The sequence below is a fragment of the Streptomyces bohaiensis genome, assembly GCF_012033785.1.
Lineage (GTDB): Bacteria > Actinomycetota > Actinomycetes > Streptomycetales > Streptomycetaceae > Streptomyces > Streptomyces bohaiensis.
Map to the genome: position 1 here is coordinate 1 of NZ_JAAVJC010000119.1, position 14053 is coordinate 14053.

Below are 14053 nucleotides of genomic sequence, written 5' to 3' on the forward strand. Positions count from 1 at the left end.
CGGTGCCGCAGGGCCGTACGGCGACGCCGGTGCCGCACCGTGGCCCGAGGTCGCGCCGGGGCCTGCCCCGGGGGGCCAGGGGCCCGGCGCTCCGGGTGCGGAGGGGAAGCCGGGCGGGAACGGCCCGCTCGGGGCCGGCGCGCCGCTCTGCGGGCCGGGAGCGTAGGGCGAGACGGCGACGGGGGAGGCGGGCGGAACCTCGGGACGCGGCTCACCGACCGGCCCCGCGGGCAGGGCGGGGGAGTCCGCCCTGGGGGACTCGTCCGTCCTGCCCGGCTGCGTGACCGGTGGCTCGGAGCGCGGCGGCTCCGCCATTGCGGCCGGCCCGGGCAGCCCGTAGTCCTCGTCGTCGTCGTCGCGTCGCGCGTCGCTGTCGCTGGTCGCGGCGGTCAGGGCACCGCCGACGGGGCGACCGCCGATGTCATCGGCTTCGGGCGCGGCGGGCTCGGACGGTCGTGAGGGGGGCGGGGCGGCAGCCGGCAGGTCGTACGCGTCCACCTCGGGTTCCGTGCCGCGCTCCGTCGTCCCGGCGCCCGACCCGTCGGGGCGGCTGCTGGTGCCCGGAGGGTCCGACTCCTCCACCGCCTCGGTCAGGGAGTCGGGCAGCATGAAGCCCGGGGGCGTCGGCGGGGCCGCCGGGCTGCCGCCGGAGTGCGGCGCACCGGTCCGGGGAGCGCCGAGCGGCGGTTGCAGCTGGAAGTCCGGCGGCAGGGGCGGCAGTCCGCCGGGCGCCGGGCTCTCCGGTGCGGGGGGACCCGGATCCACCGGGCGCTCGTGCAGCGCGCGGCGCAAGGCGGCCTTGCTGAACTGCATCGTTGCGGGACTGTCGACCGTGCCTCGGTCGTCCTGCCCCGCACTGTCCGCTCCGCTTCCACGGCCCGCGGCGGACGGCGGCTGCCGACGGGGAGCGGGCAGGTGCGGCGGGGGAGTTGACATCTCGTCAGCCGCGCCCGCCGAGGCTTCCCGGCCCGCGCCACGCGCCACGTTCGCGTCGGGCGCGGACTGCGCGGTACTGCCGGGGCCGTACCAGGACGGCGGTTCGAAGTCGACGGTGAACTGACCGGTCTCCTCGGGCTCGTCGCCCGGCGGGTCGACCTCGGGGCGATCGTCCCCGGCCTCCCACGCGGTGCGCATACCGTCCCGATCGCTGTTCACGACGCCTCCCGCTGCTGATCTCCCTGGTCCGCGCCCCGCGGTCCAGGCCCGGCACCGCGGTGTGCCACCCCCGCGGGCGTGGACTCAGAACTTGCTGACGGCGCGGTGCACCGCGCTTGCACTCAACACTAAGGGAGCGGCGCCGAGGCCGGTCCCGACGCCCGGTGCTCAGCCCGCCCGCCCCGGGCGGCAGCGCCCGACGGCGGCCGACCGGGGCGGAGGGGTCAGGTCGAGTGGCACGGGGCGGCGCCCGCGCCACTCAGGATGGGATCAGCCCGGCTGCACCAGGTTGAAGAACTCCTCGGTGGACATCACCTTTGCCTCGTCCGGCATGCGGATGTCCACGGGGTCACCGAAGGAGTCGTACACGGTCGTTCCGCCCCCGTCCGCGAACTCCGACTCCAACCGCAGCAGATGGTGGGGGGCTTCGGCCGCCGCGAGGAAGGTCTCCGTGACACCTCCCCCGGAGGTGACCAGCGCGGTCGCTTCCGCGCCCGCCACGACTGTGTCCAGCTCCGGTGCGAACCGTGCCCCGGGCGGAACCTCGAAGAGCGCTCCGCAGTCGTCCCCCACCTGCACGCTCACGAAGCCGTCGAGTACCTGTGGCGGCACGTCGACCGGGTCGCCCGACTGCGCCATCCGCGCGGCGAACAGCGGGACCGAGGTGTAGACGACACCGTCCTGGCAGAACATCTCGCCGTCGCTGGTCTCCGAGGTGAGCGCCACGCGGACACCGACCTCCGGGTCGGACCACATCACCTGCTGCGCGTCGGGAAAGGCAGGCGAGGGGCCTGCGGCGCGGAAGGTGGTGGTCGCCATCGACTCGTTGACCGCGCGACGCAGTTCCGCGGCCGGCCCTTCCTCGACCGGCGACTCCGGCCCCGCGGCGAGCGGGTCGTCGACCGTGCCGTCGGGCCCCGCCTCCGGGCCGGTCGTACCCCCGCACCCCGTCAGCAGAGCGGCGCCGCCGATCACGGCCGCCGCGAGGAGGCGTGCGCCCCGCAATGCCATCCTGGTCCTCTCGTGACGCCGGGTACCGCCCGGCACGGTGAGCCGGCGCCGCCGGAGGGCGGGGCCGGCGCCACGGGGCGCTCCGGCCCCGCGACCGCTGTCAGGCGATGTCGAACTCGCCGTCCCGGGCGCCCAGAACGAACGCCTCCCACTCCGCGGCGGTGAACCGCAGCACCGTCCCGGGGTCGGCGCTGTTCCGCATCGCGACCGCGCCGCCCTCCAGGTAGGCGATCTCCACCTTCTCGTCCTGCGGGCCGTCAGGAGCGCTGAGCCACTCGGCGCCGGAGATGTCCATGGCGTAGAGCTCGTTCTTCTCCCGCTCCTTGCGAGCGGCGATCTCCGCCGGGGTCTCACTCACTGGTAGCCACTCCCTGTTCGTCTCGCAGCCGGATGCCGGGCCGCGACCGGCCCGGTACGCACTGGATCGTAACGGAGAACGCACACGTGGTCATGGGCCCCGGCGACCGCCGGGCCGGGGCCGATGCCCCGCGCGGTCGCCGCACGCCGGCCGTCGCTCCCGGGGGTGCACGGCTCCGGGCGCGACGCATGCGGGCCACTGCCGGGCCGATGCCCGGCCATGTGCGCTCCGGGGCGCGGAGGGCGGCGCGGGAGAGTCAGGGCGCGCCCCCGTCGCCGTGGGCGCCCCATGGGGGCTCGCCGGGCTGGCGCCCCGTGGGCCGACCCGGCCGTCCGGGCGAGGGCACAGCGGCCGCCCGAGCCCTTCCCGGGCGTCAGAGGCTGCGGAGCCACCAGTCGGCGGCCAGGACCAGTACGAACCCGGCGACGAGTACCGCCATGCCGAGCCGGGTACGACCACGTCGGCTCATCTCGATCACGGCCCCGCTGAGCGCGAACGCGGCGCCGTACAGCCCGACCGACAGCAGGGACGAACCGTCGCCGAGCCGGATCACCAGCACGACGGCCATGGCCGCCATCGCCAAGCCCCCGATGCCCATCCGGAGCCGCCGGGCCTGCTTGGGGGTGAGCTTGTCTCCGGTCGTAAACACGCGAGCAGCATAGACGTTCACCCGATCGTGGCAGCTGGCGATACCGGCGATACCGGCGCGCGGGGCGGTGGCCCGCGCGCGAGCGCCGTCACCCCCGCCGGTACGGCCGCCGCCGTACGGCTGCTAGGGTTGGCTGGCTCCGGAAGTGACATCCCGGCCCCTGTGAAGAAGACCAGGGGCGGCTCCCGGGCACACGAAACCACGAGGAGAAGCCGTGTCGTCACTCGATGCCGCCACCAAGCAGAAGATCATCGCCGAGTTCGCCACCAAGGAAGGTGACACCGGCTCCCCCGAGGTCCAGGTCGCGCTGCTCAGCCGTCGGATCACCGACCTGACCGAGCACCTGAAGACCCACAAGCACGACCACCACTCCCGCCGTGGTCTGCTGCTGCTCGTCGGCCAGCGTCGCCGCCTGCTGCAGTACCTGGCCCGGAAGGACATCACCCGCTTCCGTGCCCTGGTGGAGCGCCTCGGCATCCGCCGCGGCGCCGCCGGCGGCGCGCGCTGAGCCACTGGTGACGGGAGCGGTCCCCGCAGGTCGGGGGCCGCTCCCTTCGCCGTATCCGACCCGGCTCATCCGACGATGACGGGCGGAACCGGTCCGGCTGTTTGTACGCTGGACCCGACAAGGACATGATGAGGCGGGGCGCTCCTACCGCCGCCGGTCCTCGGTAGTGGCCTCCGGGCGAGATCTCCCGGGTGCTTCGATCGATGGCCGGCCCGTACACGGGGCGCTCCGCCGCCACGTCCCCGCCACACGGGCGGGGACACAGCAGAGGAGTAAACCAACGGTGGAGAACGAGACCCACTACGCCGAGGCCGTCATCGACAACGGTTCCTTCGGCACCCGCACCATCCGCTTCGAGACGGGCCGCCTCGCCCGCCAGGCCGCCGGCTCCGCCGTCGCGTACCTGGACGACGACACCATGGTGCTGTCGGCGACCACTGCCTCGAAGAACCCCAAGGACCAGCTCGACTTCTTCCCGCTCACGGTGGACGTCGAGGAGCGGATGTACGCGGCCGGGAAGATCCCCGGCTCGTTCTTCCGCCGCGAGGGCCGGCCCTCCGAGGACGCGATCCTCACCTGCCGCCTCATCGACCGCCCGCTGCGCCCCTCCTTCAAGAAGGGCCTGCGCAACGAGATCCAGATCGTCGAGACGATCATGGCCCTCAACCCCGACCACCTCTACGACGTGGTCGCCATCAACGCCGCCTCCTGTTCCACGCAGCTGGCCGGTCTGCCGTTCTCCGGCCCGATCGGCGGCACCCGCGTCGCACTGATCAACGGCCAGTGGGTCGCGTTCCCGACCCACACCGAGCTCGAGGACGCCGTCTTCGACATGGTCGTCGCCGGCCGCGTGCTGCCCGACGGTGACGTCGCGATCATGATGGTCGAGGCCGAGGCGACCGAGAAGACCGTCGAGGTCGTCAAGGGCGGTGGCCAGGCCCCCACCGAGGAGGTCGTCGCCGCCGGCCTGGAGGCCGCGAAGCCGTTCATCAAGGCCCTGTGCCAGGCGCAGTCGGAGCTTGCGGCCAAGGCCGCGAAGCCGACCGGTGACTTCCCCGTCTTCCTCGACTTCCAGGACGACGTGCTGGAGGCCCTGACCGCCGCGGTCCGCACCGAGCTCGCCCAGGCGCTCACCATCGCCGGCAAGCAGGACCGCGAGGCCGAGCTGGACCGGATCAAGGGCCTCGCCGCCGAGAAGCTGCTGCCGCAGTTCGAGGGCCGCGAGAAGGAGATCTCCGCCGCGTACCGCTCCCTCACCAAGGAGCTCATCCGCGAGCGGGTCATCACCGACCAGGTCCGCATCGACGGTCGCGGCCCGACGGACATCCGCACCCTGGCCGCCGAGGTCGAGGCCATCCCGCGCGTCCACGGCTCCGCTCTCTTCGAGCGCGGCGAGACGCAGATCCTCGGCGTCACCACGCTGAACATGCTGCGCATGGAGCAGATGCTGGACACCCTCTCCCCGGTGACCCGCAAGCGCTACATGCACAACTACAACTTCCCGCCCTACTCCACCGGCGAGACCGGCCGGGTGGGCTCGCCCAAGCGCCGCGAGATCGGCCACGGGGCGTTGGCGGAGCGGGCGCTGGTCCCCGTCCTGCCGACGCGCGAGGAGTTCCCCTACGCCATCCGTCAGGTCTCCGAGGCGCTGGGCTCCAACGGCTCGACCTCGATGGGCTCGGTCTGCGCCTCCACCATGTCGCTGCTGAACGCCGGTGTGCCGCTCAAGGCCCCCGTCGCCGGCATCGCCATGGGCCTGATCTCGCAGGAGATCGAGGGCAAGACCCACTACGTCACCCTCACCGACATCCTCGGTGCGGAGGACGCCTTCGGCGACATGGACTTCAAGGTCGCCGGCACCCGCGAGTTCGTCACCGCGCTGCAGCTCGACACCAAGCTCGACGGCATCCCCGCGTCGGTGCTGGCCGCGGCGCTGAAGCAGGCCCGGGACGCCCGGCTCCACATCCTCGACGTGATGATGGAGGCCATCGACACCCCGGACGAGATGTCCCCCAACGCCCCGCGGATCATCACCGTCAAGATCCCGGTGGACAAGATCGGTGAGGTCATCGGCCCGAAGGGCAAGATGATCAACCAGATCCAGGAGGACACCGGCGCCGACATCACCATCGAGGACGACGGCACCATCTACATCGGTGCCGCCGACGGCCCGGCCGCCGAGGCCGCCCGCGCCACGATCAACGGCATCGCCAACCCGACGATGCCCGAGGTCGGTGAGCGGTACCTGGGCACGGTCGTCAAGACCACCACCTTCGGCGCCTTCGTCTCGCTGCTCCCCGGCAAGGACGGTCTGCTGCACATCTCGCAGATCCGCAAGCTCGCCGGCGGCAAGCGCGTCGAGAACGTCGAGGACGTTCTGGGCGTCGGCCAGAAGGTCCAGGTCGAGATCGCCGAGATCGACCAGCGGGGCAAGCTGTCCCTCATCCCCGTCATCGAGGGTGAGGACGGCGATTCCGCCGAGGACGCGAAGGACAACGCCGCACAGTGACGCGCACCGTCCGCCGCCCGGCCCGCCCCTCCCACTCGGAGGGGCGGGCCGCGGCCCGTCCGCGCGCCCTCACCCGGACTCTGCTCCCGGGGGAGAACGGCGCCGGCACCGTCCGCAAGACCGTCCTTCCGGGCGGGCTGAGGGTCGTCACCGAGACCGTGCCGTCGGTGCGCTCCGTCAGCTTCGGGATCTGGGCGCACGTCGGGTCCCGCGACGAGACCCCCGCGCTCAACGGCGCCACCCACTACCTGGAGCACCTGCTCTTCAAGGGCACCTCGCGGCGCAGCGCGCTGGACATCTCCGCAGCGCTGGACGAGGTCGGCGGTGAGCTGAACGCCTTCACTGCGAAGGAGTTCACCTGCTACTACGCGCGGGTCCTCGACAGCGACCTGCCCCTGGCGATCGACGTCCTCTGCGACATGCTCACCGACTCGCTGCTGCTCCCCGAGGAGGTCGACGCCGAACGCGGCGTCATCCTCGAGGAGATCGCGATGACCGACGACGACCCCGGCGACGGGGTCCACGACCTGTTCGCCCAGACCATGCTCGGCGACAGCCCGCTCGGTCGACCCGTGCTCGGCACCGTCGAGACCGTCGAGGGACTCACCCGCGATCGCATCGCCCGCTTCTACCGCAAGCACTACGACCCGACCCGGCTGGTGGTGACGGCGGCGGGCAACCTCGACCACGCGTCGGTGGTGCGCCGGGTCCGTGCGGCGTTCGACCGCGCCGGAGCGCTGGAACGGACGGACGTCGAACCGTGTGCGCCGCGCGGCGGCTCCCGCACCCTGCGCGCCGCCGGCCGGGTGGGGGTGCTCAACCGCCGCACGGAGCAGGCGCACGTCGTCCTCGGCCTTCCCGGCGTCTCACGGGGCGACGATCGCCGCTGGGCGCTCGGCGTGCTCTCCACCGCGCTCGGTGGGGGCATGAGCTCACGCCTCTTCCAGGAGGTCCGGGAGAAGCGCGGCCTGGCCTACTCCGTCTACTCCTACACCTCCGGATACGCGGACTGCGGCCTGTTCGGCGTCTACGCAGGATGTCGCCCCGCACAGGTCCACGACGTCCTGTCGATCTGCCGGGAGCAGCTGGCGCTCATCGCGGAGGAGGGACTGAGCGAGGAGGAGTTGCGCCGCGCCACCGGTCAGCTGGCCGGGTCGACGGTGCTGGGACTGGAGGACCCGGGGGCGCTGATGCACCGGCTGGGCAAGAGCGAGATCTGCTGGGGAAGCCAGCTCAGCCTGGATGAGATGCTGTCCCGGATGACGTCGGTGACGGTGGAGGACGTTCGGAAGGTCGCGGGGGAGATCCTCGACCACCGGCCCTCGCTCGCCGCCATCGGTCCCTTCACCGAGTGTCAGACCTCCCGCCTGGAGAACGCCCTCGCCTAGGCCGCCCGCCCGGTGGGGCCGCTCGTCGCGGCGGACCCACCCACCCGAGAAACGGAACGAACCCATGAGCAAGCTGCGCGTCGCGGTCATCGGTGCACGGGGCCGCATGGGCTCCGAGGCCGTCCGGGCGGTGGAAGCCGCGGAGGACCTGGAACTCGTCGCCGCGCTCGGCCGCGACGACCCGCTGGAGACGCTCACCGAGCGGGGCGCACAGGTCGCCGTCGAGCTGACCCACCCGGATTCCGTGGTCGCCAACGTCGGCTTCTGCGTCCGCAACGGTGTCCACGCCGTCGTCGGCACCACCGGCTGGACGGAGGAGCGGCTCGGGGCGCTGCGGGAAGAGCTCGCCGCCGTGCCCGGCACCGGTGTGCTCATCGCTCCCAACTTCGGGATCGGCGCCGTGCTCACCATGCACTTCGCGCGGCAGGCCGCACGGTTCTTCGAGTCGGCGGAAGTGGTCGAGCTGCACCACCCCGGCAAGGCGGACGCGCCCAGCGGTACGGCGACGCGCACGGCGCAGGTCATCGCGGAGGCGCGACGCGCGGCGGGGCTGCCGCCGCAGCCCGACGCCACCACCTCCGCCCTGGAGGGCGCCCGCGGTGCCGATGTCGAGGGCGTTCCGGTGCACGCCGTCAGGCTGCGCGGTCTCGTCGCCCACCAGGAGGTGCTCTTCGGCGACGAGGGCGAGATCCTCACCATCCGCCACGACTCCATGAACCGCGGGTCCTTCATGCCCGGCGTGCTGCTCGGGGTGCGCCGGGTGGTCGGGACCCCCGGCCTGACCGTCGGCCTGGAGCACTTCCTGGACCTGGACGGCTGAGATGGGCGCACGCATCGGCTACGCCGTCGTCTCCGCGGTCCTCGTCGTCTACTTCGGCTTCGTGGCGCACCGCGGTGTGGTGCTCATCCGCCACGGCAGCTGGGTCTCCGTGGCGCTCGGCGCCGCGGCCCTGGTCCTGCCGCTGATCGGCGCCTGGTTCCTCTGGCACAGCACCCGGTTCGCGCAGCGGGCGGGCCGGCTCGCCCGTGAACTCGACGCCGAGGGCGGGCTACCGGTCGACGACCTTCCCCGGGCCCCCAGCGGACGCGTCGACCGCGACGCGGCGGACGCCGTGTTCGCGGAGCGCCGCAGGGAGGTGGAGGCGTCGCCGGAGGACTGGCGCGCCTGGTTCCGGCTGGCGGTCGCCTACCACGACGCCCGGGACACCGCGCGGGGCCGCCATGCCATGCGCCGCGCCATCGACCTGCATGCCGGGAAGGCGCCCGAGAGCCTGCCGCGCTCCTGACCGCCGGTCCGCACGCCGCGGACCCGGGGAGCCACCGGATCGGACGGGGCCCGGCGACGGGCGTCGAGGATGGCCGGTACTGACCGCTGCGAGCCGCGCCCGGCGCCCGTTCGGCGCTTCCCCGTGGGCGCATTGCACCAGGGCCCGGCCCGCCACGTCCACGACGTGGCGGGCCGGGCCCTGGTGCAATGCAGCCGCTGACGGTGCGGTGCACCGGACGGTCAGCGGTGTTCGTCCGCCCAGGCCTCGACGAGGTCGGCGGCCCGGTCGAAGGCGTCGGGGCGCCGCAGGAAGTCCGAGTTGCGGTCGGTCAGCAGCGTGCGCAGGGGCTCGCCGCGTCGCCGCTCGATCAACAGCGCCTGACCCTGCACGGTGCGGGGCAGGCCGAGCCACTTCACCGGCTGCTGCACGGTGCTGACCCGGGAGACGTCGCGCCACCGCACCGTGCGGGTGGTGAGCAGGTTGACCTGGCGGAGCCCGTGCGGACTCACCCATATGCCGATCCTGAGCATCCGCAGGGCGAAGGAGATGGTGACCACCGCAAGGCCGAGGGTGACCCCCGCCGCCCCCGGTCCGCCCGCCAGGGCGATGATGACCGCCGACATCAGGATGTAGCTGGCGAGCAGCAGCAGGACTGCGGCGATGCCCACGCGCAGACCGCCGAGCCGGTACGGCCTGCGCCAGTGGTCCAGCGAGGCGTGGGGGAGCGTGTCCTCCCGCACGGTCTCTGGTGCGCGGTCGGCCGTCAGGAAGGGCAGGGGCACGGCAGGTCCTCGATCGTTTCCGGTGGACGCGCGGGCGCGGTGCGCCGCGGTCGCGTGGGCGGGCACGGGGCCGGTCCGCTGAGGGGCCCGGTGACCGGTGAGATTACCGCGCCACGGTGCGCGGTTCAGCCCGGGAGAGGGCCGGTCGGCCGTCCGGAATGCGACACCCGTCCGGCGGGGGAGGTGGACCACCCCACCCCCGGCCCCCCGCCAGCGCCTCTCATAGGGTGTGGCGAGCGTCCGCCCGGCGGGTCGGCGCGTGCCGCGATCTGTCACACCCGGGAGGGCCTCCGGTGTCCGATACACCTCGTTTCCGCAGCGACATGACCGTGGAGCTGGTCAAGCACAGCGCCTCCGACTCCGACGTCCTCTGGGCGGCGAGGGTCTCCACTGCGGGGGAGCAGTCCCTGGAGGAGGTCAGCAAGGACCCCGAGCGGTCCAAGGGCCTGATCAACTACCTCATGCGCGACCGCCACGGCAGCCCGTTCGAGCACAACTCGATGACCTTCTTCATCAGCGCGCCGCTCTTCGTGTTCCGGGAGTTCCACCGTCACCGGGTCGGCTGGAGCTACAACGAGGAGAGCGGTCGCTACCGTCGCCTGGATCCCGTCTTCTACGTGCCCGCCGAGGAGCGGAAGCTGGTGCAGCAGGGCCGGCCCGGCAAGTACGAGTTCGTGGCCGGCACGCCGGAGCAGTACAAGCTCGTCAGTGAGGCGATGGCGGACTCCTACCGTCAGTCGTACGCGGCGTACCAGGAGATGCTGGAGGCGGGTGTCGCCCGCGAGGTCGCCCGTGCGACGCTGCCGGTCGGGCTCTACTCGTCGATGTACGCCACGTGCAACGCCCGTTCCCTCATGCACTTCCTGGGGCTCCGTACCCAGCACGAGCAGGCGAAGGTCCCGTCCTTCCCGCAGCGGGAGATCGAGATGGTCGGCGAGCTCATGGAGCAGCGCTGGGCCTCCCTCATGCCGCTCACCCACGCTGCTTTCAACGCGAACGGGCGTATCGCGCCCTGAGCCCGCCTGGCCGCGGGCCGACCGAGGCGCGCGGCCCCGCGCCGGCTCCGTCGCCGTGTGGCACGGGGCCGGGTCCGCCACGGGTTCCGGGCGGGGCCGGCTGCGGTGGGTGTGAGCCGAACACGAGAGCGATGGTGTCCGCATTGCGGTGCTTTGTCGGATTCGTCTAGGCTGGAGGCGCGGGTCCGGTACTGCCTGAACCCCCGAGCAGGCAGTACCGGACTCCGTGTCTTTCCCGCCCCGATGCCGCACACCGCGGTGCGCTGCGAGTAGCGTGGTACGCATGGCTCCGACCTCGACATCACGAACCCCCTTCGGGCGGGTGATCACCGCCATGGTGACGCCGTTCACCGCTGACGGCTCCCTCGACCTCGACGGCGCGCAGCGTCTTGCCACCCACCTGGTGGACTCCGGCAACGACGGCCTGGTCGTCAACGGAACCACCGGTGAGTCGCCGACCACCACCGACGCCGAGAAAGCCGACCTGGTCCGAGCTGTCGTCGAGGCAGTCGGTGACCGGGCCCATGTCGTGGCAGGGGTCGGTACCAATGACACCCGGCACAGCGTCCACCTCGCGCGGGAGGCGGCCTCGGCCGGTGCCCACGGTCTCCTCGTGGTGACGCCGTACTACAACAAGCCTCCGCAGGAGGGGCTGTACCAGCACTTCACCACTGTGGCGGACGCCACTGAACTCCCCGTGATGATCTACGATATTCCGGGGCGCAGCGGTGTGCCGATCAACACCGGAACCATGATGCGGCTGGCCGAGCACCCCCGGATCGTGGCCAACAAGGACGCCAAGGGCGACCTCGGTCGCGCCAGCTGGGCCGTGGCCACCACGGGTCTCGCGTGGTACAGCGGCGACGACATGCTGAACCTGCCGCTGCTCTCCGTCGGTGCCGTCGGCTTCGTCTCCGTGGTGGGCCACGTGGTGGCCCCGGAGCTGCGCAGCCTCATCGACTCGTTCGTGAGCGGTGACGTGGTCAAGGCGACGGAGATCCACCAGAAGCTGCTGCCGGTCTTCACCGGGATGCACCGCACGCAGGGCGTCCTGACGGTCAAGGCGGCCATGGCCGCCCAGGGCCTGCCGGGTGGCCCCGTCCGGCTCCCGCTGGTCGGTGTCACCGAGGAGGAGACCGAGCAGCTCCGCCGCGACCTGGTCGCCGGCGGCGTGCAGCTCTGAGCCGTTCGCCGCGGCCGGGTCGACCGCGCAGCAGCGCGACACCCGGCCGCGGCGGTGCGTGCCGCCGTGACGCCCCTCGGAGCGTGCGTGACGGCGCACCAAGCCTGCGCACCCCGGCGTGCGCCCCAGGACTTCACAACTGAAGAGCGAACCCATCAACGCGAGATCACTCTCGCCACACCAGTCATCCGCGCCACGTGACCGACGCAGGTCAGGTGGCGCGGGTCGTGAGGAGCGTCTTTTGAGTCACCCACACCCCGAACTCGGCGCGCCGCCGCGCGTGCCCGACGGCGGCCTGCGGGTCACCCCCCTCGGCGGCCTGGGCGAGATCGGCCGCAACATGACCGTGTTCGAGTACGACGGCCGGCTGCTGATCGTGGACTGCGGCGTGCTCTTCCCCGAGGAGGAGCAGCCCGGGATCGACCTGATCCTGCCCGACTTCAGCTCGATCAGGGATCGCCTGGACGACATCGAGGCGATCGTGCTCACCCACGGGCACGAGGACCACATCGGCGGTGTCCCCTACCTGCTGCGGGAGAAGAAGGACATTCCGCTGGTGGGGTCCAAGCTGACCCTCGCGCTGATCGAGGCCAAGCTCCAGGAGCACCGGATCCGTCCGTACACCTTGGAGGTCCGGGAGGGCGGGCGGGAGCAGTTCGGTCCGTTCGACTGCGAGTTCGTCTCGGTCAACCACTCCATCCCGGACGCGCTCGCGGTCGCGATCCGCACCGATGCCGGGATGGCCGTCCACACCGGCGACTTCAAGATGGACCAGCTGCCGCTGGACGGCCGGCTGACCGACCTCCGCGCCTTCGCCCGGCTGGGAGAGGAGGGCATCGACCTGTTGCTCTCGGACTCCACCAATGCGGAGGTGCCGGGGTTCGTGGCACCGGAGCGCGAGATCTCCGGCGTGCTGCGCCAGGTGTTCGCCGCGGCGGACAAGCGGATCATCGTCGCCAGTTTCGCGAGCCACGTGCACCGCATCCAGCAGATCGTGGACGCCGCGTACGAGAACGGCCGCAGGATCGCCTTCGTCGGCCGCTCGATGGTGCGGAACATGGGCATCGCCCGCGAGCTCGGCTACCTCAAGGTGCCGCCGGGGCTGGTGGTGGACGTGAAGGCGCTCGCCGACCTGCCGGACGAGCAGGTGGTGCTCGTCTGCACCGGGTCCCAGGGCGAACCGATGGCCGCGCTCTCGCGCATGGCCAACCGCGATCACCAGATCCGGATCACCCCCGGTGACACCGTCATCCTGGCCTCCTCCCTCATCCCCGGCAACGAGAACGCGGTCTACCGCGTGATCAACGGGCTGACGCGGTGGGGCGCCCACGTGGTCCACAAGGGCAACGCCAAGGTGCACGTCTCCGGGCACGCCTCCGCCGGCGAGCTGCTGTACTTCTACAACATCTGCAAGCCGAAGAACCTCATGCCGGTGCACGGCGAGTGGCGGCACCTGCGCGCCAACGCCGAGCTCGGCGCGAAGACCGGCGTGCCCCCCGAGAACATCGTCATCGCCGAGGACGGCGTCACGGTGGACCTGGTCGACGGGCGTGCCCGCATCTCCGGCAAGGTCCGGGCCGGCTACGTGTACGTGGACGGGCTCTCCGTCGGTGACGTCACCGAGGCCAACCTGAAGGACCGCCGCATCCTCGGCGACGAGGGCATCGTCTCGGTCTTCGTCGTCGTGGACTCCAGCACGGGCAAGGTCGTCAACGGCCCCACCGTGCACAGCCGCGGCTCCGGCATCGACGAGGCGGACTTCGCCGCGGTGGTGCCCAAGATCGAGGAGGCGTTCGCCCGTTCCGCGCAGGACGGCGTCGTCGAACCGCACCAGCTCCAGCAGTTGGTGCGGCGGACGGTGGGCAAGTGGGTGTCGGACACCTACCGCCGACGCCCGATGATCATGCCCGTCGTGGTGGACGTCTGACCGTCACCTCCCCCCGAGGCGCCCGGATTTGCATCCGGGCCCCTCGACCCAGTACGTTTACGTCACCGCCGCAACGGGAAGCAGGACCAGCTCCAAGGGTCCTGGGAACCGGAGCGCCAGTACTCAGCTCCAACAGCCGGAAACGGCAAGGGAATTGACTCTGGTAGAGTGGGAAACACGAAGGGAAAAGCCCGGAGGGTCTGCTGGAAGGCAGTCCGAAGGAAGCGTCCGTTCCTTGAGAACTCAACAGCGTGCCAAAAGTCAACGCCAAATATGTTGATACCCCGTCCGGTCGGCAG

At 71.9% G+C, this 14053-nt stretch carries 13 protein-coding genes; 8 read left to right on the top strand and 5 right to left on the bottom strand.

What is annotated here, in order from left to right; genetic code table 11:
* From HCN52_RS14335 to HCN52_RS14350, 4 genes are all read right to left on the bottom strand, one after another.
* On the bottom strand, window positions 1–1155 hold a 1155-nt coding region (locus HCN52_RS14335), incomplete at its 3' end, for an SCO5717 family growth-regulating ATPase (protein WP_312876699.1).
* Between the two features lie 270 nt (window positions 1156–1425).
* Window positions 1426–2166: a hypothetical protein gene (locus HCN52_RS14340; RefSeq protein ID WP_168088845.1), complete on the bottom strand. Its 741-nt coding sequence runs from the start codon at window positions 2164–2166 to the stop codon at window positions 1426–1428.
* A 100-nt stretch (window positions 2167–2266) separates the two neighbouring features.
* On the bottom strand, window positions 2267–2524 hold the full coding sequence (locus HCN52_RS14345; RefSeq protein ID WP_168088846.1) for a DUF397 domain-containing protein: 258 nt from the start codon (window positions 2522–2524) through the stop codon (window positions 2267–2269).
* Window positions 2525–2897: 373 nt separating this feature from the next.
* The gene (locus tag HCN52_RS14350; RefSeq protein ID WP_209314532.1) at window positions 2898–3173 is read right to left on the bottom strand and encodes a hypothetical protein; all 276 of its coding nucleotides are present in this window, start codon (window positions 3171–3173) and stop codon (window positions 2898–2900) included.
* Window positions 3174–3387: 214 nt separating this feature from the next.
* Here HCN52_RS14350 and rpsO point away from each other — a divergent pair, with 214 nt between their 5' ends.
* The 5 genes from rpsO (at window position 3388) to HCN52_RS14375 (ending at window position 8864) form a co-directional block, all read left to right on the top strand.
* A complete protein-coding gene (gene rpsO / locus HCN52_RS14355) occupies window positions 3388–3681 on the top strand; it encodes a 30S ribosomal protein S15 (RefSeq protein WP_167934140.1) in 294 nt (97 codons plus the stop codon).
* 283 nt (window positions 3682–3964) lie between these two features.
* Window positions 3965–6190 (top strand): polyribonucleotide nucleotidyltransferase, encoded by a 2226-nt coding sequence (locus tag HCN52_RS14360; protein WP_168088848.1) that lies wholly within the window; start codon window positions 3965–3967, stop codon window positions 6188–6190.
* Window positions 6187–7578 carry a M16 family metallopeptidase gene (locus HCN52_RS14365; RefSeq protein WP_168088849.1) on the top strand — a complete coding sequence of 464 codons (1392 nt, stop codon included), beginning with the start codon at window positions 6187–6189 and terminating at the stop codon, window positions 7576–7578. Before HCN52_RS14360 ends, HCN52_RS14365 begins: the two co-directional genes overlap by 4 nt.
* A gap of 64 nt (window positions 7579–7642) precedes the next feature.
* Window positions 7643–8398, top strand: coding sequence for a 4-hydroxy-tetrahydrodipicolinate reductase (dapB, locus tag HCN52_RS14370; protein ID WP_168088850.1), 756 nt, complete (start codon window positions 7643–7645; stop codon window positions 8396–8398).
* Window position 8399: 1 nt separating this feature from the next.
* Window positions 8400–8864 carry a hypothetical protein gene (locus HCN52_RS14375; protein WP_168088851.1) on the top strand — a complete coding sequence of 155 codons (465 nt, stop codon included), beginning with the start codon at window positions 8400–8402 and terminating at the stop codon, window positions 8862–8864.
* Between the two features lie 221 nt (window positions 8865–9085).
* Here the strand turns inward: HCN52_RS14375 and HCN52_RS14380 are convergent, their stop codons facing one another.
* Window positions 9086–9628: an SCO5741 family PH domain-containing membrane protein gene (locus HCN52_RS14380; protein WP_168088852.1), complete on the bottom strand. Its 543-nt coding sequence runs from the start codon at window positions 9626–9628 to the stop codon at window positions 9086–9088.
* Between the two features lie 323 nt (window positions 9629–9951).
* Between HCN52_RS14380 and thyX the strand changes: the two genes are divergently transcribed.
* From thyX to HCN52_RS14395, 3 genes are all read left to right on the top strand, one after another.
* Window positions 9952–10644 (top strand): FAD-dependent thymidylate synthase, encoded by a 693-nt coding sequence (gene thyX / locus HCN52_RS14385; RefSeq protein WP_245175147.1) that lies wholly within the window; start codon window positions 9952–9954, stop codon window positions 10642–10644.
* Between the two features lie 283 nt (window positions 10645–10927).
* Complete coding sequence (gene dapA / locus HCN52_RS14390; protein ID WP_168088854.1) at window positions 10928–11827, top strand: 4-hydroxy-tetrahydrodipicolinate synthase; 900 nt, start codon at window positions 10928–10930, stop codon at window positions 11825–11827.
* A gap of 241 nt (window positions 11828–12068) precedes the next feature.
* Window positions 12069–13754 (top strand): ribonuclease J, encoded by a 1686-nt coding sequence (locus HCN52_RS14395; protein ID WP_168088855.1) that lies wholly within the window; start codon window positions 12069–12071, stop codon window positions 13752–13754.
* Window positions 13755–14053 lie beyond the last annotated feature (299 nt).